This window comes from Luteimonas sp. BLCC-B24, from assembly GCF_028550595.1.
Classification (GTDB): Bacteria; Pseudomonadota; Gammaproteobacteria; order Xanthomonadales; family Xanthomonadaceae; genus Luteimonas.
This window is the reverse complement of sequence record NZ_JAQQGN010000002.1, coordinates 26,741-45,896: the sequence shown is the minus strand read 5'-3', so window position 1 is coordinate 45,896 and position 19,156 is coordinate 26,741. Positions and strand designations below refer to the sequence as shown.

Sequence of the window (19,156 nt, the reverse complement as noted above, 5' to 3'; positions counted from 1 at the left end):
GCGACGCGTGCACGGACCGCCGTGGGCTCAGGGCGCGGGGTCCATCCAGACCAGGGTGGCCATGCGGCCCGTGCGCTGGTCGCGCCGGTGCGAGAAGAACAGCTCGGGCTCGGAGATCGTGCAATGGTCGCCGCCGTGGATCGCGTCGCCCGGCACACCGGCCGCGATCAGGCGCAGCCGCGCCAGCGCATAGAGATCCATGGTCCAGTGCTCCGGGCGCGTGGGCAGGAAGGCGGTGGCGGTGTCGGCGTCCTGGTCCACGAAGGCCTCGCGGACCTCGGCACCGACTTCGTAGGCGCCGGGGCCGGCCGCCGGCCCCAGCCAGACGACGAGGCGCCCGGGTGGGCTGTGCATCGCCGCGAGCGTCGCTTCGAGCACGCCGGCCGCGAGTCCACGCCACCCCGCATGCGCGCCGGCCACCTCGCTGCCGTCGGCCGCGGCGAACACCACCGGCAGACAGTCGGCGGTCTGGATCGCGAGCACGACCCCGGGCACGCGAGTGACCGCGGCATCGGCCTCGCCCTCCACCGACGCCGCCGGGCCCGGCTGCGCGGGCGCAGTGACCCGTGCGACATCGACACCGTGCACCTGGCGCAGCCACACCGGCGGACTGGGCAGGGCCGCCAGCGTGACCAGCAACGCGCGGTTGCGGGCGACCGCGCCGGGGTCGTCCCCGGCCGCGGACCTGTGGTTGCCGAGATTGAAGCGGTCGAACGGCGCCTCGGACACGCCGGCGCCGTGACGCAGCGTGGTCAGCGCGTGCACACCGCGCGGCGCAGGCCAGCCGGCGTGCAGCAGGGCGTTCACCGGCGCCCCGACTCGGCGTGTTCGGCGACGTCGGCGCGCAGCACCTTCAGCAGCGCCTGCATGTCGTCGGGCAGCGGGGCGCTGCAGCGGATCGCCTCGCCGCTGGTGGGATGGCGGAACTCCAGCGTCTCGGCATGCAGGGCCTGGCGGCGGAAGCCACGCAGCATGGCGGCGGTCGCCTCGGATGCGCCCTTGGGCAGCTTGAGCGCGCCGCCGTACATCGGATCGCCGAGGATCGGATGGCGCAGGTGCGCCATGTGCACGCGGATCTGGTGCGTGCGCCCGGTCTCGAGCCGGCACTCCAGCGCGGTGTGCGCGCGGAAGCGCTCGCGCAGGCGGTAATGGGTGACCGCGTCGCGGCCGTCGTCGCGCACGGCCATGCGCAGACGATCGCGCGGATGGCGGTCGATCGGCGCATCGGCCGTGCCGCCGGAGACCAGCGCGCCGACCACGACCGCGAGGTACTGCCTGTGCACATCGCGCGCGGACAGCTGCTCGACCAGCGCGTTGTGTGCCTCGAGCGTGCGCGCCACGACCATGACGCCGGACGTGTCCTTGTCCAGCCGGTGCACGATGCCCGCGCGCGGCAGGGTCGACAGCGACGCGTCGCGGAACAGCAGCGCGTTGACCAGGGTGCCGTCGGGATTGCCGGCGCCGGGATGCACCACCAGCCCGGCGGGCTTGTCGACGACGATCACCTGGTCGTCCTCGTACAGCACCGACAGCGGGATGTCCTGCGGCTCGGCCTCGGTCTGGGTGTCGAGCACGACGTTCAGCTCGACCCGCTCACCGCCCATCACCGGATCGCGCGGACGCGGCACGGCGCCATCCAGCAGCACCTCGCCGGCCTTGATCCACGTGGTGAGCCGGGACCGCGAGAACTGCGGAAACAGCTCGGCGAGGACGGCGTCGAACCGGCGGCCGGCGGACGCGTCCGGCACCGTGGCGGTGCGGGCGTCGTCGGTGTGGAGCGGTGTATCGGGCATTGGACGGCTCGGGTTCAGGCGTGGGGCGCCGGGCCGCGGGCCCGGACTGGTATTATCCGCCCTTCGTGCCCAGACGCCCAATGTCCTCATGACCCCACGCTCCGTAACGTCGTTCCGCCTGGCCCGTGGCCTGATTCTCGTGGTGCTGGCGGCGCTGGTCGCGACCGGCTGCTCGCGCGGCAACACCCGCGACGACGCGAATGAAGGCGTGCCGGTCAGCGAGCTCTACGACCGGGGGCACCAGTCGATGCGCCGCGGCAACTGGAACAACGCCGCCAACACCTTCCGCCGTCTCGTCGCCCAGTATCCCTACGGTCCGTACACCGAGCAGGCCCTGATCGAGACCGCGTACGCGCAGTACAAGATGGGCAACAACGAGGAAGCGGTCTCGGCCATCGACCGCTTCATCCGGACCTACCCGACGCACCGCCACATCCCGTACATGTATTACCTGCGCGGGTTGACCAACGCCAACCGCGACACGGTGTTCCTGCAGCGGGTGTGGAGCTTGGACAGCAGCCGCCGCGACCTGGCCTCGCCGAACCAGGCCTACGCCGATTTCAACACGGTCGTCGACCGCTATCCGAACAGCCGCTACGCCGCCGATGCGCGCCAGCGCATGGTGTCGCTGCGCAACACCTTCGCCCGCCACGAGATCGAAACCGGCCTGTACTACCTGCGCCGCGGTGCCAACGTCGCCGCCGCGCAGCGCGCGACCTATCTGCTCGAGACCTATCCGCAGAGCGAATACCAGAACGACGCGGTCGCCCTGCTCGCGGCGGCCTACGACGGTCTCGGCAACGAGGCGCTGGCCGCGGATGCACGCCGGGTGTTGCAGCAGAACGAGCCGGGTCACCCGTTCCTCAGCGGCAACTGGCCGAACGAGCCGTGGAAGATCCGCCGCCTGAACCCCTTCGCCACCGAGCGCACCGCGATCGACACCGCGCGCGACTGAGGGTCTGGTTGACGAGCTTCCGGGACGCCGCCTTCGGGCGGCGTTCTGCTGTATGGGGTTTGGACCGCTTGCGCCGTGGCTGCCACGCGTGCGCGTCGAAGCTTTTACCAGCCGCGTGTCCGGCCGTTGATTGACTTTGGCTTGGCCTTGCCTCTGCCCCTGGCTGTGGCTGTGGCTGTGGCTGTGGCTGTGGCTGTGGCTTTCAGCGTTTGACGTGTCGAGCCGTAAAGCGAGCCGAGCACCGGAGCCTGACGTGGCCGAAGAGCAGCCCATGTTTGAGCGAAGCGAGTTTGGGCTGCGTGCCGCGTCAGGCGAGGAGCACAGGGGACCGGCGCGGCGCAGCCGCGTCGGCTCGCGTCCGGCGATGGCGGTTTTGCTTACTTTTGACAAGACAAAAGTAAGCCGCGCGAACAGCGCGGAAGCTCTGTTGTTCGCGAATCACTGGAATCGGGCGCCAGCGGGTGAACGAAGCGAAGCAATGCAAGTGCACGGCTTTCGCCCGCGACGCGTGCGAGTTCCTTTTTGAAGGACCAAAAAGGAACCAAAAAGTCCCTTCGCCGGACGCGATCCGCCGCGATACAGCCGCGGCGGGCCCCTGCGCTTCTCGGGCAGCGGGGCCCGCAGCCCAAACTCGCTGCGCTCAAACATGGGCTGCTCTTCGACCCCGCTGCCCTGCGATGCTCGGCTCGCTTTACGGCTCGAACGTCAAACGCTGGAAGCCAAAGCCAAAGCCAAAGCCAAAGCAAAAGGCAAAGGCAACGCAACGGCAAAGCCGAAGCCAAGCCGAAGCCAAGCCGAAGCCAAGCCGAGCCGAGCCGAAGCCGAGCAATGGCAACTGCAGCGCAACAAGAACCGAGCACCCGTCCCGGCGCCGGGCAGCGCCATCGTGATCCCGACCGCATCCCCACCCACGCGACGCCCCTATAGACTTCCCCGCATGCAGGACCTCGTCGCTCGCCTCCTTTATCTGCTGGCAACGCTCGTCGGCGCATTGCCCGCCCCGGTGCAGCGCGCGATCGCCTCGGCGGTCGCCGCCCTCGGGCGCGTCACCGGCAGTCGCGAAAGCCGCGTCGCGCTGCGCAATCTCGAGCTCGCCTATCCCGAACTCTCGCCCGACGAACGCGCCGCATTGCAGCGCGCGATCCTGCGCATGACCGCGCTGCAGACGCTGGAAACGCTGCGCCTGTGGACGCGCCCGCATGCGCGCAACCTGCGACTGATCCGCGAGCAGCACGGCGTCGGCCTGTTCGATGCGGCCCTGGCCTCGGGTCGCGGGCTGATCGTCGTCGCGCCGCATCACGGCAACTGGGAACTGCTCAACCAGTGGCTGGCTGCGCGCACGCCGATCTCGATTCTCTACCGGGCGCCCGATTCGAAGGTCGGCGAGGCCTTTCTGCGCCTCGCCCGCGCCGGCGGCCCCGACCGCGTGCGCCAGGTCCGGGCGGAAGGGCCGGCCGTGCGCCAGTTGTGGAAGACGCTCAAGGACGGCGGTGTCGTCGGCATCCTCCCCGACCAGCAGCCCAAGGCCGGCGACGGCGTGTTCGCGCCGTTCTTCGGCCTGCCGGCGCTGACGATGACCCTGGTTTCGCGCCTGGCCGAGCGCACCGGCGCCGAGGTGCTGTTCGCCTGGTGCGAGCGCATCGGCGACGGGCCGGATTTCGCATTGCGCATCGAAGCCGCACCCGCGGGCATCGCCGACGCCGATCCGCAGCGCGCCGCCGCGGCGCTCAACGCCGGCGTCGAACACATCGCGCGTCGCGATCCCGCGCAGTACCAGTGGACCTACAAGCGCTACAAGGCGCGGCCGTCGGGCTCCGGCGACGACAACCCCTACCTCGACCTGGAACGCCGCCGATGAGTTCGCGCCGATGACCGGATCCGATGCCGCCGACATGGGCACGCCGCCCCTGCCTCCACCGCTGCCGCCACGGCCCGCAGCGGAGCTGCAGCCCGACGCGCCGCAGGTGGAAACCGACGTCTGGCAACCGTTGCCGGTGCGCGCACGCACGGCGGCCACGCTGTCGACCCTGATCGGCACCCTGGTGCCGCTGACGATCGCGCTCGGCATCGGCGTGCTCGCCAGCGGGCGCACGCCGCTGGCGTTCGCGGCCGCCGGCACCGCGCTGGTGCTGATTCCGGCGTGGACGGTGTGGATCGCGCGCCGCCGCTGGCTGCGTACACGCTGGCGGCTCGACGACGACGGTTTCGGCATCCGTCGCGGCCACATGTGGCGCAGCGACACCCGCGTGCCCGGGTCGCGCGTGCAGCATCTCGACATCCGCCGTGGCCCGCTCGAGCGCGCCTTCGGTCTGTCCACGCTGATCGTGCACACGGCAGGCACGCGGAACAGCGCGGTGTCGGTCAGCGGTCTCGACCACGCCGAGGCCGAACGCCTGCGTGATGCGCTGGCCGCGCGCGCCGCCCGCGACGACGCCCATGACGACGCCTGACGCGACGCCCGCGCTGCTGCCGGCGGAGGCCGAGCGTCGGCTGCATCCAGGCTCCTGGCTGTTCGTGCTGCTGCAGAACCTGCGCCAGTTCATCGTGCCGCTGGCGGTGCTGCTGTTCGCCGGGGGCCGGCGCGACGATGGGTATCCGTGGTGGTTGCCGATGCTCGGCGTCGGCGCGCTGGTGGCGGTGTCGATCTGGCAGTACCTGACGTTCCGCTATCGCATCGCCGACGACCGCCTGGTCGTGCGCAGCGGCCTGCTCGAGCGCAGCGTGCGGCAGATTCCGTACTCGCGCATCCACAACGTGGCGATCCACCAGTCGCTGCTGCACCGGCTGATCGGCGTGGCCGAAGTGCGGTTGGAATCAGCCGGCGGCACCAAGCCCGAAGCCGAGATGCGCGTGCTCCGGCTGCCCGAGGCGCTGGCGCTGGAACAGTTGATCCGCGATCGCAGCAGCGAGCCGACGCCGGCCGCCGCCGACGGCGCGGCGCCCGTGGCCCCGGCCGGCACCACGTTGCTGGCGCTGTCGACGATCGAGGTCGTGAAGCTGGGGCTGATCTCCAACCGCGGCATGATCGTGGTCGCCGGCGCCGTGGCGCTGTCGTTCCAGGTCCTGCCCGAGCGCACGATGGGCCGCTGGCTGGTCGAGGGTGGCCGCGAGGCTTTCGGCTATGCGAGCGGCTTCGCCACGACCTGGCTCGCCAAGGGGCTGGTGCTCGCGGCCTTCGTCGCCGTCGCGCTGGCCCTGATTCGCGCGTTTTCCGTCGTGCTCGCGGTGGTCCGCTATCACGGCTTCCGCCTGCAACGGCAGGGCCGCCGGCTGACCGTGGAACGCGGCCTGCTGAGCCGGTCGCGCAGCAGCGTGCCGCGACGGCGCATCCAGGCCTGGACGCTGCGCGAAAGCCTGCTGCATCGGCTGTTCGCGCGGCGCACGCTGGAGATCGACACCGCCAGCGCACGCGCCGGCGACGGCCAGGGCAATGCGAACGGGCAGCGCGGCCTGGATGCGCTGGCCCCGATCGCGCCCCCCGTGACCTGCGACGCGATCCTGCGCGACGTCGCTGCCCTGCCGGCCTGGCCGCCTGCCGAGTGGCGCCCGTTGCATGCGCGTGCCTGGCTGCGGCTGCTCCTGGGCGATGTGGTGCTGACCGCGCTGCTGTGCGGTGTGCTGGCGTGGTTCTTCCAGTGGTGGGGGGCGCTGGGCCTGCTGTGGCTGCCGTGGTCGGCATTCGTCGCCCGCCGCCATGCCGCGCGCGCCGGCTACGCGGTGGACGACGCGCTGGTGGCCGTGCGCGAGGGCTGGTGGAGCCGGCACTGGCGGGTGGCCGAGATCGGCAAGCTGCAGGCGGTGGAACTGCGCCGCTCGCCGCTGGACCGCGGCTTCGGCATGGCCTCGGTGTGGCTGGACACCGCCGGCGCGGGCGCGCTGGCCCCGCCGCTGCGCCTGCGTTACCTGCCGGTCGACGACGCCGCGCGGATCCATGCGCAGTTGGCGGCCGCGATCGCGCGACGGCCGCTGAGGTGGTGATGCGAGGCTGAGCGCTGCGCTCGTGAATGAGATTGATTATCATGCGCGGCATCCTGTCCCGGTTGCCCGCAATGCCCGTCCGCACCGCCGTCTGTCTCGCCATCGCCGCCACGCTCTGCCTGCCGGCCTTCACCGCCGCCGCGCAGGACGCGCCCGCGCCGACCGAACTCGACACCCTGCACGTGGTCGGCCGCGCGCAGAGCCTGTACCGCCGCGACGACGCCGCAGTGGGCACGCGGACCGACACGCCGCTGTCGCAGGTTCCGCAGTCGGTGCAGGTGCTGCCGCGCGAGCTGATCGACGACCAGGCCGCCCAGGACGTCGCCGACCTCTACCGCAGCATCAGCGGCATCAGCGTCTTCAGCTATGCCGGCGTCACGTTGCGTGGCTTTCGCCAGGAAAACGTGCTTTACGACGGGTTGCGCGGCGACCCCTATGCCGGCTTTTCGGTGCCCCAGCTGTTCAACATCGACCGGGTCGAGGTGCTCAAGGGTCCGGCCGGCGCGCTGTACGGCGGCGGCGAACCCGGCGGCATCATCAATTACGTCACCCGCAAGCCGCAGCGTCAGGCACGGCGCCGGATCGAACTGGCGACCGGTAACGCCGACCATGCGGCCGGCGCGTTCGAGGCCACCGGCCCGCTCGCCCCGGGCGTGCACTACCGCCTCGGGCTGCACGCCGACGGCGATGCCGGCGTGCGCTGGAACGCCGACAGCGAGAGCCGGATCGGCGATGCCTCGCTGGCCTTCGATGTCGGACAGACCGGCGAACTCATCCTGCAGGTCACCGACATCACCCAGAACCTCGGCGGCAATCGCCTGCGCGGCGTGCCGGTGAACGACGCCGGCACGTTCCTCACCGACCGGCGCTGGAATCACAACGAGGCCACCGACTTCCTCGACATGGACGCCCGCGTCGCGCTGGTGCAGTACCGGAGTTCGCCTTCCGCGCACCTGGACGTCGACCTCGCCGCGCGCGCGTTCGAGAACAGCGAGCATCAGGTCTATCACGAGCCGATGGGGCTGATCGACCGCGATCGCGACGGCACCGCCGAATGGATGACCCGGCAGTTGCGCAACCAGATCCGCGACAACACCGGCCTGACCGTCGCGGGCAATGCGGTCTGGCGCTTCGCCACCGGCGCGGTCGAACACACGCTGCTGATCGGCGCCGACGGCTATCGACTGGATGCCGACTTCGCCGCGCAGACCGCCAACAGCGCCGACCTCGCCCGCGGGGCGGGTCCGGTGCCGGGCATCGATCTCGTCGCGCCGGTCTACGGGCGCAGCGGCTGGTTCGACTACGGTCTCGACGGGCTGCCGTGGCGGACCACGCGCACGCGCGGGCTGCGCTACGGCGGCTACGTGCAGGACGAGCTCGTGCTGACGCCGCGCTGGCGCGTGCTCGCCGGCCTGCGCTGGGACGCGTTCGAGGACGAGGACCGCGTGACCGGCCGCACGGTCGACGGGCACGATCTCAGCTGGCGGCTGGGCAGCACCTATGCGCTCGCCGAAGGCGTCAACGCCTACGCCAACGTCGCCAGCGGCTTCCTCCCCCAGGCCACGGCCAGCCAGGACCCGGCCGCCGGCGGCCCCTTCGACGCCGAGCGCAGCCGGCAGTGGGAAGCCGGCCTGAAGACCGAACTCGCCGACGGACGCATGAGCCTCGGCACCGCGTTGTATCGCATCGAACGCAGCAACATCGTGCAGGCGACCGGCGCGGTGGTGGACGGGGTCAACCAGCTGGCGCCGCTGGGCCTGGTGCGCAGCGATGGACTGGAAATCGATCTGCTGGCCGACGTCACCGAACACTGGGTGCTCAACCTCGCCTACGCCTGGAACGACGCGCGGGTGATCGACGCCGGCACCAACGGCATCGTCAACGCGTCCGGCGACCGCTTCGCCAACGCGCCGCGCCACGCGCTGGGCCTGTGGTCGCGGCACGACATTCCGGCACTGGCCTCGGCACTCGGTGTCGGCCTCGACTACATCGGCGAGCGCGTCAGCCTCGACGGCCAGCGGGTGAAGCCCTACGCCGTGTTCGACCTGAGCTGGCAGACGCATTGGCGGCACTGGAAATTCCAGGCCAACGTCAAGAACGTCTTCGACCGGGTCTATGCGGCCAGCGGCTTCATCGCGCGTAACGGGCACTTCCCGGGCGAGCCGCGGCGGGTGTACCTGCAGGCCGCGTACACGTTCTGACCGCCGCCGTGTCCGCCGCCCTGCCCGCGCGCGCGCCCGGCGCGCCCTCGACTGACGGCGCTCGGCGTCGCCTGTGGTTCGACCTGCACAGCTGGATCGGCCTGAAGCTGTCGCTCTTCATGACGTTCGTCTGTCTGACCGGCACGCTGGCGACGGTGTCGCAGGAGATCGACTGGCTGGCGTTTCCCGAAGCGCGGGTGACGCCCACCGCGCAGCGCGCGAGCTGGGGCGAAATGATCGCGGCCGTGCAGCGCGCCTATCCGCAGTGGCGGCTGGAATCGGTGTCGGCCGCGCATGCCTCGCGTTTCGCCGCGCGTGCGGTGATGCGCCTGCCTGACGGCACGCGCCGCTTCGTCTGGGTGGACCCCTACAGCGGCCGGGTGACCGGCGACACGACCTGGTTCAATGCCCAGCGCATCCTGCGCAATACCCATCGCCATCTGATGCTGCCGCTCGAGATCGGCGTGCCCCTCGTCTCGGCACTGGCGCTGCCGTTGCTGCTCAGCCTGATCAGCAGTCTGTACATCTACAAGCGCTGGTGGCGCGGCTTCCTGACCTGGCCACGCCCCGACCGCCCGCGCCGGCTGTGGGGCGACGTGCACCGGCTGGCGGGTGTCTGGAGCCTGTGGTTCATCGCCCTGATCGCGCTGACCGGCGGCTGGTATCTGGTGGAATCGCTGGGCGGCGATGCCGCGCCCGCGGCGAAGATCGAACTGCCTGCGGCGGACGTACCCGACGCCCCCGCCGATGCGGCCGCGATCGATCGCGCGGTGGCGGCGCTCGCACGGCACTGGCCCGGGTTGCAGGTCCGTGGCCTGCACGAGGTCAGCGCACGCAGCTTGCGGATCGACGGCCAGGCCGAGGCCTGGCTGGTGCGCGACCGCGCCAACGCGGTCGGCGTCGACCTCGACCGCGATGGCTTCACCGGGCAGCGCGACGGCCGTGACATGGGGCCGCACCAGCGCATTTCCGAAATGGCCGATCCTCTGCACTTCGGCACCTTCGGCGGCTGGCCGGTGCGCTGGCTGTGGTGCGTATCGGGCGTGCTGCTGACCACGCTGTGCGTCACCGGCGTCCATCTCTACGGCCTGCGCGTCTCCGATGCGCTGCGCTCGCTCGCGCGCCGCCAGGGTCACACGCCTGTGCAGCGCCCTTGGCGCCAGGTGTGGGCGGGCATGGCGCGCTGGCGCTGGGTGTGGATCGCGCTGTTGGGCGTATGGGCGTGGCTGCTCGCCGCCGCGCTGCGGGCCGCCTAACGCGCGCGCGCGGCCTTCAGGTAGTGCGACAGCATGCCGACCCAGTGCTCGATGCGCTTGGTGAGCGGCATCGGGGCCTGGAACAGCAGCCAGCTGTAGGCGCGCAGCTCCCAGAACGTGGGTGCCGGCTTGGTACGGAACTCGGCCTTGGCCATGCGCAGCCAGCGCGGCGTGATGCCCGCCTGCCGGCGATAGAACTCCAGCATGCGTTCGCTGCCGACGACGTGCCGGTACACGCGCAGCGGCGACGGCCCGAAGGACTTGAGCGCGTTGCTGCCGTGTTCGCGGTGACCGACCAGGGGGTCGGACAGATACACCTTGTGCGCACCGAGGATGTCGGCGCCGTAGACGATGCAGTCGTCCGGACGCGACAGCCAGTCGGCGGCGCGCTCCGGCGGCAGGGCCAGCAGGCGCGCCATCAGCGCGCTGCGCAGGCTCAGCGCCGAGGTCGCCGCGCCCTGGAAGCGGTGGTAGTAGGCGTTGAGCAGGATCGACAGGCCCAGGTCGCGATCCGGGCCGGGCTTGAACATGGGTTTGTCGAGATCGCCGAACAGCTGCATGTTCGTGTAGACGAAATCGACCTCGGGCCGCGCGGCGTAGACGTCGACGATGCGCTGCAGGTAGTCGGGGTTCCAGCGGTCGTCGGAATCGAGCAACGCGACGATATCGCCGCGCGCCTGCGCGAATCCGGTGATCCAGGCCTGCAGCTGGCCGCCGTTGGCCTGCTCGATCAGCGTGATCCGCGGATGGTCGCCGTAGTGGCGGCGCAGCAGTTCGGGCGAGCCGTCGCGCGAGCCGTCGTCGACGATGATGATCTCCAGCGCCGGCTCGGTCTGCGCGAGCACCGACTCGATCGCCTCGACGACGAACGCGGCGTAGTTGTAGCTCGAGACGAGCACGCTGACGGTGGGGCGGACGGACGCGGTCATGGACATCGGGGCGACGCCGCGCATGCGGCGCCGGCATCATAACAACGCGTCCCGCCGTGCCCGGACGCCACGCGCGCGATCGGCGACAATCGCGGCATGTCGACGCCCGCACCCGCCACCGCCCCGCTGCCGATCTCCGGCGTCGTCATCACGAAGAACGAGGGTGACCGCATCGGCCGCTGCCTCGATTCGATGCGCGGCCTGTGCGCGGAGATCATCGTCGTGGATTCCGGCTCGACCGACGACACCGTCGCGGTCGCCACCGCCCACGGCGCGCGCGTCGTGCACCAGGACTGGCTGGGCTACGCGGCGCAGAAGACCTTCGCCAATACGCTGGCTGCGCACGCGTGGCTGCTGCTGCTCGACGCCGACGAATGGCTGGCGCCGGGCACCGAGACCAAGATCCGCGCCCTGTTCGCACAGGGCCGCGTCGAGACCGCCGACGCCTGGCTGCTGACCCGCCGCAACTGGTTCCTCGGCCATCGCCTGCGCGGGGGCGAGCCGATGGAGCGGCTGGTCCGCGCCGGCTGGCGCTACCTGCCGTCGCAGGTGCACGAACGGCCGGATCTCGCAGGCAAAACGATCGCGACGCTCGACGCCGACTTCGAGCACGACACCTCGCGCAGCCATGCCGAACACGTGGCCAAGCTGTCGAAGTACGCCGCGCTGTGGGCCGAGCAGCGGCGCGACGCGGGCAAACGTGCCAACGCGCTCGACGGCCCGCTGCACGCGGCCGCCTATCTGCTCAAGCAGTACCTGCTGCGCGGCGCGTTGCTCGACGGCGCGCCCGGCTGGCGCTTCCACAGGGCGCAGGCCGTTTACGTGCTGGAAAAATACCGTCGCCTGCGCGCGATGTCCTGAGCGATCAGCCTGCTCGAGGCATCCGTAGGAGCCCAGACCGCGCGCTGTGCGTCAGCTGGCCCCGCCCCGTCGACCGGCCGACGACGCAAACGCCGCGCGGAACGACCTGCGCGATCTGCGCGCGCACACCGCAGGAGCGCGCGTGCGCGCGAAGGGCCTCCCCGACGCCACATCATGCGCACGCGCGCGCTGCCCCTTGGCTCGCCCTCAGGCCCTCGGCCCGTGCACCAGTCCGTACTCGGTCCAGGTCAGGCGTCCGGCCTTCACCGCATCGCGTATAGCCTGGTTGGCGGCCTTCATCTCGGGCTTCACATAGCCACGCGCGTGATCGAGATGGATGCACACCGCCGAGAACCGGATCTGCTTGCCGGTGACGCCGGCATTGGCGAGCCGCTCGCCGAGTTCGAGATCCTCGCCGCCGTAACTCATGCGCTCGTCGAAGCCGTTGACACGCACGAGGTCGGCCTTCCAGCCCGAGGCGTTGTTGCCGGCCCAGCGCGGCGGTGTCGGCGTCGTCGCATTGAGCAGGCGCTCGCGCCAGCCCGGGCGCGCCCAGAGTTTCAATGAGCGCTTCTTGCGCGGCAGGCCCTGGGCCTTGAGCCAGTCGAGATCGGTGTGCAGGCCGCGCGCGATGACGTCCTCGTCGATCTTCAGGCTGACGTCCATCGGCAGCTTGCAATAGCCGCCCCCCAGATACCGCCCGGGCTCGCGCAGGCGCAGATGCTGGCTGACGAAATCCGCGCGCGGCACGCAGTCGCCGTCGGAGAAAATCAGATAGTCGCTGCGCGCCTGTTCGATGCCCCGGTTGAGGATGGTGCATTTGCGGAAGCCCGCATCCTCGTGCCAGACGTGGCGCACCGGGAACGGCAACGACGCCGCCATGCGCTCGAGCAGTGCGGCCAGGGCCGGGCCCGACCCGTCATCGGTCACGATGACCTCGAAGTCGGTGCGGTCCTGATGCGCATAGCCCCACAGGCACCGCTGCAGCCAGTCGGCGTTGTTGTAGGCGCTGATGATCAGGCTGGCGGCGGGCGTCGACATGGTCGTGATTCTACCCGCGCCCGCGGGGCGCCCCTATCGCGCGCGGACCAGGCGGGCGTAGAAAAAGCCGTCCATGCCGTCCTCGCCCGGCAGGCGCTGGTGACCGGCGCCGGTGTCACGGCCGAAGCGGGCATCGAGCGGTTCGAGCGCGAACGCAGGATGGCGCGCGAGGAAGGCCTCCACCTGCGCGGCGTTCTCACGCCGCAGGATCGAACACGTGGCATACAGCAGCACGCCGCCGGGTGCGAGCACCGTCGCCAGCGCATCGAGCAACTGCGCCTGCAGTGCGACCAGCGCATCGAGATCCTTCGGCCGGCGGTGCAGCAGCACGTCGGGCTGGCGGCGCACGATCCCGGTGGCCGAGCACGGCGCGTCCAGCAGCACGGCATCGAACGGCGCGCCGTCCCACCAGCGCGCGAGATCGAGCGCGTCGGCGGTGCGCACCCGGGCCTGCGCGCCGATGCCCAGGCGCGCGAAGGTCTGCTCGATGCGCGCGACACGCGGCGCGGCGATGTCGATCGCCAGCAGGCGCCGCGCGGGATCGCGTTCCAGCAGATGCGCGCTCTTGCCACCCGGCGCGGCGCAGGCGTCGAGCACGCGCGCGCCGGACGCGGGCCGCAGGGCGTCGGCCACGCGTTGCGCGGCGCCGTCCTGGATCGACACGTCACCGTCGGCGAAGCCCGGCAGCGCATCCACCGGCACCGGTGCGGCGAGGCGCAAGGCCTCGGGCATGGCGTCCGGCACCTCGGCCTGCAGGCCGGCCTGGACCAGTCGCGTGTAATAGGCATCGCGTGTGCCGCGCCGCGCGTTGACCCGCAGCCACTGCGGCGCCGCGGCGGCGCTGGCGGTGAGGATGGCGTCGGCATCGCGGGGCCAGTCGGCGCGCACTTCGGCGAGCAGCCACGCCGGCCACGCGGCCTCGGCGGATCCGGACGGCAGGCCGTCCTTCTGCGCCCGCCGCAGCAGCGCGTTCACCAGATTGGCCTGGTGTGCGCGGCCGAGCAGACGCGCCGCGTCCACGGTGGCGTTGAGCGCGGCGTGCGCCGGCAGGCCCATCGGATCGAGCTGGGCGAAGCCGGCGTAGAGCAGCGCGCGCAACGGCGCATCGCGCGCGCCGGGCGGCCGCGGCATCCAGCGCGACAGCGCGGCGGCATAGCGGCCGTGGTGCCGGATCGCGGCGAACGCCATCGCCTCGACCAGGGCGCGGTCGCGCACGTCGCCGATGCCGGCCAGCGCGGCTGCGAGTTCGGCCTTCAGCGAGCGCCCGTGATGCAGCACCGCGTCGATGACGCGTGCGGCGACCAGCCGGGCCTGTGCGCCGTGATCCACGTCAGGCGCCCGCGCTGCGCAGATCGCTGCGCGCGTTGAGGTAGTCGGCGACGTCGATCGCCCGGCCGCCGGCGCGCTGCACGCGCTGCAGCCGCAGTGCGCCGTCGCCACAGGCGACGTCGATCCCGTTGCGCCCGGCGAACAGCACCGTGCCCGGGGCCTGTCCGTGCGCCAGCGCCAGGGGGCTCGCGGCATGGATGCGCAGCCGCTCGCCGGCGACCTCGGCCTCGGCCACGGGCCAGGGGTCGAACGCGCGCACCGTATCGGCCAGTTCGCGCGCCGGCCGCGACCAGTCCAGACGCGCTTCGGCCTTCTCCAGCTTGCGCGCATAGGTGGCGCCGGCCTCGTCCTGGGGCTCGGCCAGCGGACGCATGCCGGCGCGCAGCAGGCCCAGACCGTCGGCCAGCACCTGTGCACCCATGCCGGCGAGGCGGTCGTGCAGCGTGCCGCCGGTATCCGTCGCCGTGATCGGCGTGGCCTCGCGCAGCAGCACCGGACCGGTGTCGAGCCCTTTCTCCATCTGCATCAGGCAGACGCCGGTCTGGGTATCACCGGCCTGGATGGCGCGCTGGATCGGCGCCGCGCCGCGCCAGCGCGGCAGCAGCGAGGCGTGGACGTTCCAGCAGCCGAACGTCGGGATGTCGAGCACCGCCTGCGGCAACAGCAGCCCGTAGGCGACGACGACCATCAGGTCCGGCGCCAGCGCACGCAACGCATCCTGCACGTCGGCCCCTTTCAGCGTTTCGGGCTGACGTACCGCGAGGCCGCGTTCCAGCGCGGCCTGCTTGACCGGCGAGGCGGTCAGTGCGCGGCCGCGGCCGGCGGGTCGATCGGGCTGGGTGTAGACCGCGACCACCTCGTTGCGCGCATCGGCAGCCAGCAGCGAGGGCACGGCGAACTCGGGCGTGCCGGCGAAGACGATTCTCATGGTGGGGATTCGGGATTCGGGATTGGGGATTCGAGAGAGCGGGCCGAGGCGAGCGGAGGGGTCCGGATGCGAGCCGTGGATCCGGGCACCAGCACCGCCGTTTCGAATCCCCAATCCCGAATCCCGAATCCCGGCCGCCTACTCCCGGTTCTTCCTCAACTTCTCGAGCTTCTTCAGCGCGCGGTCGCGCTTGAGCGGCGAGAGGTAGTCGATGAACAGCTTGCCGTCGAGGTGGTCCAGCTCGTGCTGCACGCAGGTCGCCAGCAGGCCGTCGACGCTCAGTTCGAACCGGGCGCCGTGCCGGTCGAAGGCCTCGACGACGATGCCGTCGGCGCGGGTCACATCGGCGAAGACGCCCGGAATCGACAGGCAGCCTTCGGTGTGCACCCGCAGGTCGGCCGAGCGCTCGCGGATCGTCGGGTTGACGAACACCAGCGGCTGGTCGCGGGTCTCGCTGACGTCGATCACCATGAAGCGCTCGAACACGTCCACCTGGGTGGACGCCAGGCCGATCCCGGGGGCCTCGTACATGGTCTGGAACATGTCGTCGAGCAGGCGCTGGAACGCGGGATCGGCGAAGCGTTCGGCGGCGACCGGGGCCGCGGTCCTGCGCAGGGCGGCGTCGGGATATTCGAGAATCGGAAGCAGGGACATGGCGTCGAACAGCGAAAGCGGTCACAGCCGTGAAGGCGGGGCGGCATTGTAGCGTGCCGCGTACTTGCGTCGGCGCGAGGGTTTCAGGCTATATTGCGCCGCTGCACGGGGAAAACTCTAAGGGGAGCAACAGGATGGCCGGCAGGCTTCAGCGCCTTTCAAGGTCGCTTCGCACGGTTTGCGCCGTCGCGCTGCTGACCGTCACCACATACGCGGCCGCGCAACAGATGCGCGGCGACCATCCCGAGACCTACGTCGTCGTCCGCGGGGACACGCTGTGGGGGATCGCCGGGCGGTTCCTCGACCGGCCCTGGCTGTGGCCCGAGATCTGGCAGGCCAATCCGCAGATCGCGAATCCGCATCTGATCTATCCGGGCGACGTCATCAGCCTGGCCTATCTCAATCGTGTGACCATGCAGCCCGGCCCGCGCGCGCCGACCGAGGCGCCGATCAACGCGATCTCGCTGTCGGACATCGAGCCGTTCCTGAAGAACCGCCGCGTGGTGTTCGATTTCGAGCAGCTGCCGTACGTGGTGTCGGCCGAGGACACGCGCCTGCGCGGCAGTGTCGACCGCGACATCTACGTCACCGGCCTCGAGGCCGCCCAGCCGGGCGAGCGCTATGCGGTGCAGCGCGCGGCGACCGAGTTCTACGGCGCCCGTCGCTCGCGTGACCTCGATTTCCGCGGCAAGCGCATTCCCGGTGAAAGCCACCTCTGGGGCCAGGTGACGCCGCGCCTGCGGGGCCAGGACGCGTTCCTCGGCTACGAAATGGTGCAGATGGGCGTGGCCACGGTGGTGCGCGGCCCGACGCCGGACAGCGCGATGACCACGCTGACGCTCGACAACGACGGCTTCGAAGCCCGTCCGGGCGACCGCCTGGTGCCGGTGAACCCGCAGCCCTACGACCTGCAGTTCTTCCCGCATCCGCCGAGCGCCGACGCGATCGCGGCCGACCCGCAGGTGCTGGCGGTGGCCGACGCCCTGATCACCGGCGGTCCGCGCGACGTCATCGCGATCTCGGCCGGTCACCAGAACGGTGTCGACAACGGCACGGTGTTCTCGGTGTGGCGCGAAGGCCCGCACGTCGTCGACCGCGTGCGTCATCCGAACACCTCGCGGATCACCGATGCGCCGAACGCCGGCAGCCGCCGCGAGCGCATGCCCGACGAGTACGCCGCGCACGCGATGGTGTTCCTGACCTTCGACTTCGTCAGCTACGCGCTGGTCATGGAAGGCACCAAGCCGGTGCAGACCGGCTACCGCCTCAAGCATCCGGACGCCCCGTACTGAGGGACGCGCGGCGACGTCGCGCACGCGGGACCTTCGAACACAACGGCGCCCTCGGGCGCCGTTTTCGTCTGCGGCCCGCGCCGGTCGCCGGGCTATTCCTACGCGGCCGGAGTCGCGACGCCGACTGTCCGGCCGCGTGCGCGCTCCCTAGCCTCGCCGGATGCCCGACCGATCCGATGCCACCCACCGCGCCCTGCTGACTTTGATCCACGCCGGCGGTGCCGCCGGCCCGCGCCGCGGCCTGCTGGAGACCACCCGCAGCCCGCAGGCGGCCCTGGACGCGGGTCCTGCGACCTGGCGCGCCGCCGGCCTCGACGACGCCCAGTGCGCCGCCCTGCGCGCACCGGACGCGGCCGTCGACCGCAGCCGGCACTGGCTCGAAGCCGGGCCGCGGCGTCACCTGATCGGCTGGCACGACCCGGACTATCCCGACCTGCTGCGTCGCGCGCCCAGTCCGCCGCTGGCGCTGTTCGTCGAGGGCGATCCGCTGCTGCTCTGGCAGCCCGGCATCGCCATCGTCGGCAGCCGGGCGCCGACGGCCGGCGGCCGCGACAACGCATCCCAGTTCGCCCGGCACTTCGCCTCGAACGGCCTGGCCGTCGTCAGCGGCCTGGCCAGCGGCATCGATGCGGCCGCACACGAGGCCACGCTCGGCATCGGCGGCGCCACGGTCGCGGTCCTGGGCAGCGGCATCGACATCCCCTACCCGCGCAGCAACACCCGCCTGCACGGCCGGCTGGCGGCCGAGGGCGCCGTGGTCAGCGAGTACCCGCCCGGCACGCCGGCCCGGCGCGAGCAGTTTCCCAGCCGGAATCGCATCGTCGCCGGCCTGACGCTGGGCACCCTCGTGGTCGAGGCCGCGTATCGCTCGGGCGCGCTGATCACCGCACGCCTGGCTGCCGAATCGGGCCGCGAGGTCTTCGCCATCCCGGGATCCATCCACAACCCGATGGCCCGGGGCTGCCACCGGCTGCTGCGCGAGGGCGCCCAGCTGGTGGAGGCGCCCGAGGAGGTGACCGCCGCCCTGGGCCCGCTCGCGGCATCGCTGGCCGGCGCCTTGCGCACCCGCCTCGGCGCCCCCATCCAGGACGCCGGCACGCCCGATTCCCCCAGCCCCCAGCCCGCCGCAGCCCCCGACCCCGACTACAACCGGTTGTGGAACGCCCTGGCTTTCGACCCAAGCAGTATGGACGACCTCGTGGCCCGTAGCGGATTGACGGTGGCCCGTGTGTCGGCCATGCTGCTGGTCATGGAGCTGGATGGACGTGTCGAAACCGCACACGGTCGGTATTGCCGCAAGTCCTGACACACCGCGCCCGAGGGCGCAGGCCGGGGGAAATGAAAGAAAGCATCCTGGATGTCCTGCTCTACCTGTTCGAACACTATTTCACCGAGGATGCGGATCTCGCGCGCGACCGGGATTCGCTCCAGAGCGGCCTGCTCCAGGCCGGTTTCAGCCCCGCCGAGGTCAGCAAGGCGTTCGACTGGCTGGATGCACTGGCCGACCAGCGTCCCGCCCTGCCCGCCGTGCGCGCCGACGGCCCGACCCGGATCTACGCCGGCCCGGAACTCGACCGTCTGGATGTCGAATGCCGGGGGTTCCTGCTGTTTCTCGAGCAGCACGGCGTGCTGGACGGCGACCAGCGCGAGCTGGTGCTCGACCGCGCGATGGCGCTCGACCAGGACGAGCTGGACCTCGACGACCTGAAATGGGTGGTGCTGATGGTGCTGTTCAACCAGCCCGGCAGCGAGGCGGCCTATGCGTGGATGGAAACCCAGATGTTCATCGACGAGCCCGAGCCGGTGCACTGAGCCGCCCGGACACCGCGAACGAACAGGCGCCTCGACGGCGCCTTTTTGTTGCGCGGCGTGCGTCGTTTCCCCTCCGAACCGCTAGGATGAATGGCAGGGGCCGCCGCGCATCCGCTCAACCGCATGC

17 protein-coding genes are annotated in these 19,156 nt (G+C 71.2%); 10 read left to right on the top strand and 7 right to left on the bottom strand.

What is annotated here, in order from left to right:
* Positions 1-27 precede the first annotated feature (27 nt).
* A complete protein-coding gene (gene pgeF, locus PQS31_RS04540) occupies positions 28-807 on the bottom strand; it encodes a peptidoglycan editing factor PgeF (RefSeq protein WP_272761490.1) in 780 nt (259 codons plus the stop codon).
* Entirely contained in the window at positions 804-1,793 is a 990-nt protein-coding gene (gene rluD / locus PQS31_RS04535) for a 23S rRNA pseudouridine(1911/1915/1917) synthase RluD (RefSeq protein ID WP_272761489.1), read from the bottom strand. The genes pgeF and rluD overlap by 4 nt, the downstream gene beginning before the upstream one ends.
* 88 nt (positions 1,794-1,881) lie before the next feature.
* On the opposite strand from rluD, the gene PQS31_RS04530 reads away from it, so the two are divergent.
* From PQS31_RS04530 to PQS31_RS04505, 6 genes are all read left to right on the top strand, one after another.
* The gene (locus PQS31_RS04530) at positions 1,882-2,748 is read left to right on the top strand and encodes an outer membrane protein assembly factor BamD (protein WP_272761488.1); all 867 of its coding nucleotides are present in this window, start codon (positions 1,882-1,884) and stop codon (positions 2,746-2,748) included.
* 937 nt (positions 2,749-3,685) lie between these two features.
* Complete coding sequence (locus PQS31_RS04525) at positions 3,686-4,606, top strand: lauroyl acyltransferase (protein ID WP_272761487.1); 921 nt, start codon at positions 3,686-3,688, stop codon at positions 4,604-4,606.
* A 10-nt stretch (positions 4,607-4,616) separates the two neighbouring features.
* Positions 4,617-5,198, top strand: a complete 582-nt coding sequence (locus PQS31_RS04520) for a PH domain-containing protein (RefSeq protein ID WP_272761486.1) — start codon at positions 4,617-4,619, stop codon at positions 5,196-5,198.
* Positions 5,185-6,726 carry a PH domain-containing protein gene (locus PQS31_RS04515; RefSeq protein ID WP_272761485.1) on the top strand — a complete coding sequence of 514 codons (1,542 nt, stop codon included), beginning with the start codon at positions 5,185-5,187 and terminating at the stop codon, positions 6,724-6,726. Before PQS31_RS04520 ends, PQS31_RS04515 begins: the two co-directional genes overlap by 14 nt.
* A 71-nt stretch (positions 6,727-6,797) precedes the next feature.
* A complete protein-coding gene (locus tag PQS31_RS04510; RefSeq protein WP_272761484.1) occupies positions 6,798-8,927 on the top strand; it encodes a TonB-dependent receptor in 2,130 nt (709 codons plus the stop codon).
* An 8-nt stretch (positions 8,928-8,935) separates the two neighbouring features.
* Entirely contained in the window at positions 8,936-10,183 is a 1,248-nt protein-coding gene (locus PQS31_RS04505; RefSeq protein WP_272761483.1) for a PepSY-associated TM helix domain-containing protein, read from the top strand.
* On the opposite strand, the gene PQS31_RS04500 is transcribed toward PQS31_RS04505, so the two are convergent.
* Positions 10,180-11,112, bottom strand: a complete 933-nt coding sequence (locus tag PQS31_RS04500) for a glycosyltransferase family 2 protein (RefSeq protein ID WP_272761482.1) — start codon at positions 11,110-11,112, stop codon at positions 10,180-10,182. The two genes, PQS31_RS04505 and PQS31_RS04500, sit on opposite strands and share 4 nt — an antisense overlap.
* 96 nt (positions 11,113-11,208) lie before the next feature.
* Here PQS31_RS04500 and PQS31_RS04495 point away from each other — a divergent pair, with 96 nt between their 5' ends.
* Entirely contained in the window at positions 11,209-11,973 is a 765-nt protein-coding gene (locus PQS31_RS04495) for a glycosyltransferase family 2 protein (RefSeq protein WP_272761481.1), read from the top strand.
* 207 nt (positions 11,974-12,180) lie between these two features.
* Here PQS31_RS04495 and PQS31_RS04490 read toward each other — a convergent pair whose 3' ends face one another.
* From PQS31_RS04490 to def, 4 genes are all read right to left on the bottom strand, one after another.
* The gene (locus tag PQS31_RS04490; protein WP_272761480.1) at positions 12,181-13,014 is read right to left on the bottom strand and encodes a glycosyltransferase family 2 protein; all 834 of its coding nucleotides are present in this window, start codon (positions 13,012-13,014) and stop codon (positions 12,181-12,183) included.
* 33 nt (positions 13,015-13,047) lie between these two features.
* The gene (gene rsmB, locus PQS31_RS04485) at positions 13,048-14,343 is read right to left on the bottom strand and encodes a 16S rRNA (cytosine(967)-C(5))-methyltransferase RsmB (protein WP_272761479.1); all 1,296 of its coding nucleotides are present in this window, start codon (positions 14,341-14,343) and stop codon (positions 13,048-13,050) included.
* Between the two features lies 1 nt (position 14,344).
* A complete protein-coding gene (fmt, locus tag PQS31_RS04480; protein WP_272761478.1) occupies positions 14,345-15,271 on the bottom strand; it encodes a methionyl-tRNA formyltransferase in 927 nt (308 codons plus the stop codon).
* A gap of 138 nt (positions 15,272-15,409) precedes the next feature.
* Positions 15,410-15,925 carry a peptide deformylase gene (def, locus tag PQS31_RS04475; RefSeq protein WP_272761477.1) on the bottom strand — a complete coding sequence of 172 codons (516 nt, stop codon included), beginning with the start codon at positions 15,923-15,925 and terminating at the stop codon, positions 15,410-15,412.
* Between the two features lie 134 nt (positions 15,926-16,059).
* Between def and PQS31_RS04470 the strand changes: the two genes are divergently transcribed.
* The 3 genes from PQS31_RS04470 (at position 16,060) to PQS31_RS04460 (ending at position 19,029) form a co-directional block, all read left to right on the top strand.
* Positions 16,060-17,217 carry a LysM domain-containing protein gene (locus tag PQS31_RS04470; RefSeq protein ID WP_272761476.1) on the top strand — a complete coding sequence of 386 codons (1,158 nt, stop codon included), beginning with the start codon at positions 16,060-16,062 and terminating at the stop codon, positions 17,215-17,217.
* Positions 17,218-17,377: 160 nt separating this feature from the next.
* Positions 17,378-18,523, top strand: coding sequence for a DNA-processing protein DprA (gene dprA / locus PQS31_RS04465; RefSeq protein ID WP_272761475.1), 1,146 nt, complete (start codon positions 17,378-17,380; stop codon positions 18,521-18,523).
* 32 nt (positions 18,524-18,555) lie between these two features.
* On the top strand, positions 18,556-19,029 hold the full coding sequence (locus PQS31_RS04460) for a DUF494 family protein (protein ID WP_272761474.1): 474 nt from the start codon (positions 18,556-18,558) through the stop codon (positions 19,027-19,029).
* Positions 19,030-19,156: the final 127 nt, after the last annotated feature.

Bases quoted from the DNA above. Each gene is read 5' to 3' on its own strand.
- PQS31_RS04460 (WP_272761474.1), top strand. From the start codon at position 18,556: ATGAAAGAAAGCATCCTGGATGTCCTGCTCTACCTGTTCGAACACTAT.
- PQS31_RS04490 (WP_272761480.1), bottom strand. From the start codon at position 13,014: ATGTCGACGCCCGCCGCCAGCCTGATCATCAGCGCCTACAACAACGCC.
- PQS31_RS04530 (WP_272761488.1), top strand. From the start codon at position 1,882: ATGACCCCACGCTCCGTAACGTCGTTCCGCCTGGCCCGTGGCCTGATT.
- rluD (WP_272761489.1), bottom strand. From the start codon at position 1,793: ATGCCCGATACACCGCTCCACACCGACGACGCCCGCACCGCCACGGTG.
- PQS31_RS04525 (WP_272761487.1), top strand. From the start codon at position 3,686: ATGCAGGACCTCGTCGCTCGCCTCCTTTATCTGCTGGCAACGCTCGTC.
- def (WP_272761477.1), bottom strand. From the start codon at position 15,925: ATGTCCCTGCTTCCGATTCTCGAATATCCCGACGCCGCCCTGCGCAGG.
- dprA (WP_272761475.1), top strand. From the start codon at position 17,378: ATGCCCGACCGATCCGATGCCACCCACCGCGCCCTGCTGACTTTGATC.
- PQS31_RS04470 (WP_272761476.1), top strand. From the start codon at position 16,060: ATGGCCGGCAGGCTTCAGCGCCTTTCAAGGTCGCTTCGCACGGTTTGC.
- PQS31_RS04520 (WP_272761486.1), top strand. From the start codon at position 4,617: ATGACCGGATCCGATGCCGCCGACATGGGCACGCCGCCCCTGCCTCCA.
- PQS31_RS04495 (WP_272761481.1), top strand. From the start codon at position 11,209: ATGTCGACGCCCGCACCCGCCACCGCCCCGCTGCCGATCTCCGGCGTC.
- fmt (WP_272761478.1), bottom strand. From the start codon at position 15,271: ATGAGAATCGTCTTCGCCGGCACGCCCGAGTTCGCCGTGCCCTCGCTG.
- PQS31_RS04510 (WP_272761484.1), top strand. From the start codon at position 6,798: ATGCCCGTCCGCACCGCCGTCTGTCTCGCCATCGCCGCCACGCTCTGC.
- PQS31_RS04500 (WP_272761482.1), bottom strand. From the start codon at position 11,112: ATGACCGCGTCCGTCCGCCCCACCGTCAGCGTGCTCGTCTCGAGCTAC.
- PQS31_RS04515 (WP_272761485.1), top strand. From the start codon at position 5,185: ATGACGACGCCTGACGCGACGCCCGCGCTGCTGCCGGCGGAGGCCGAG.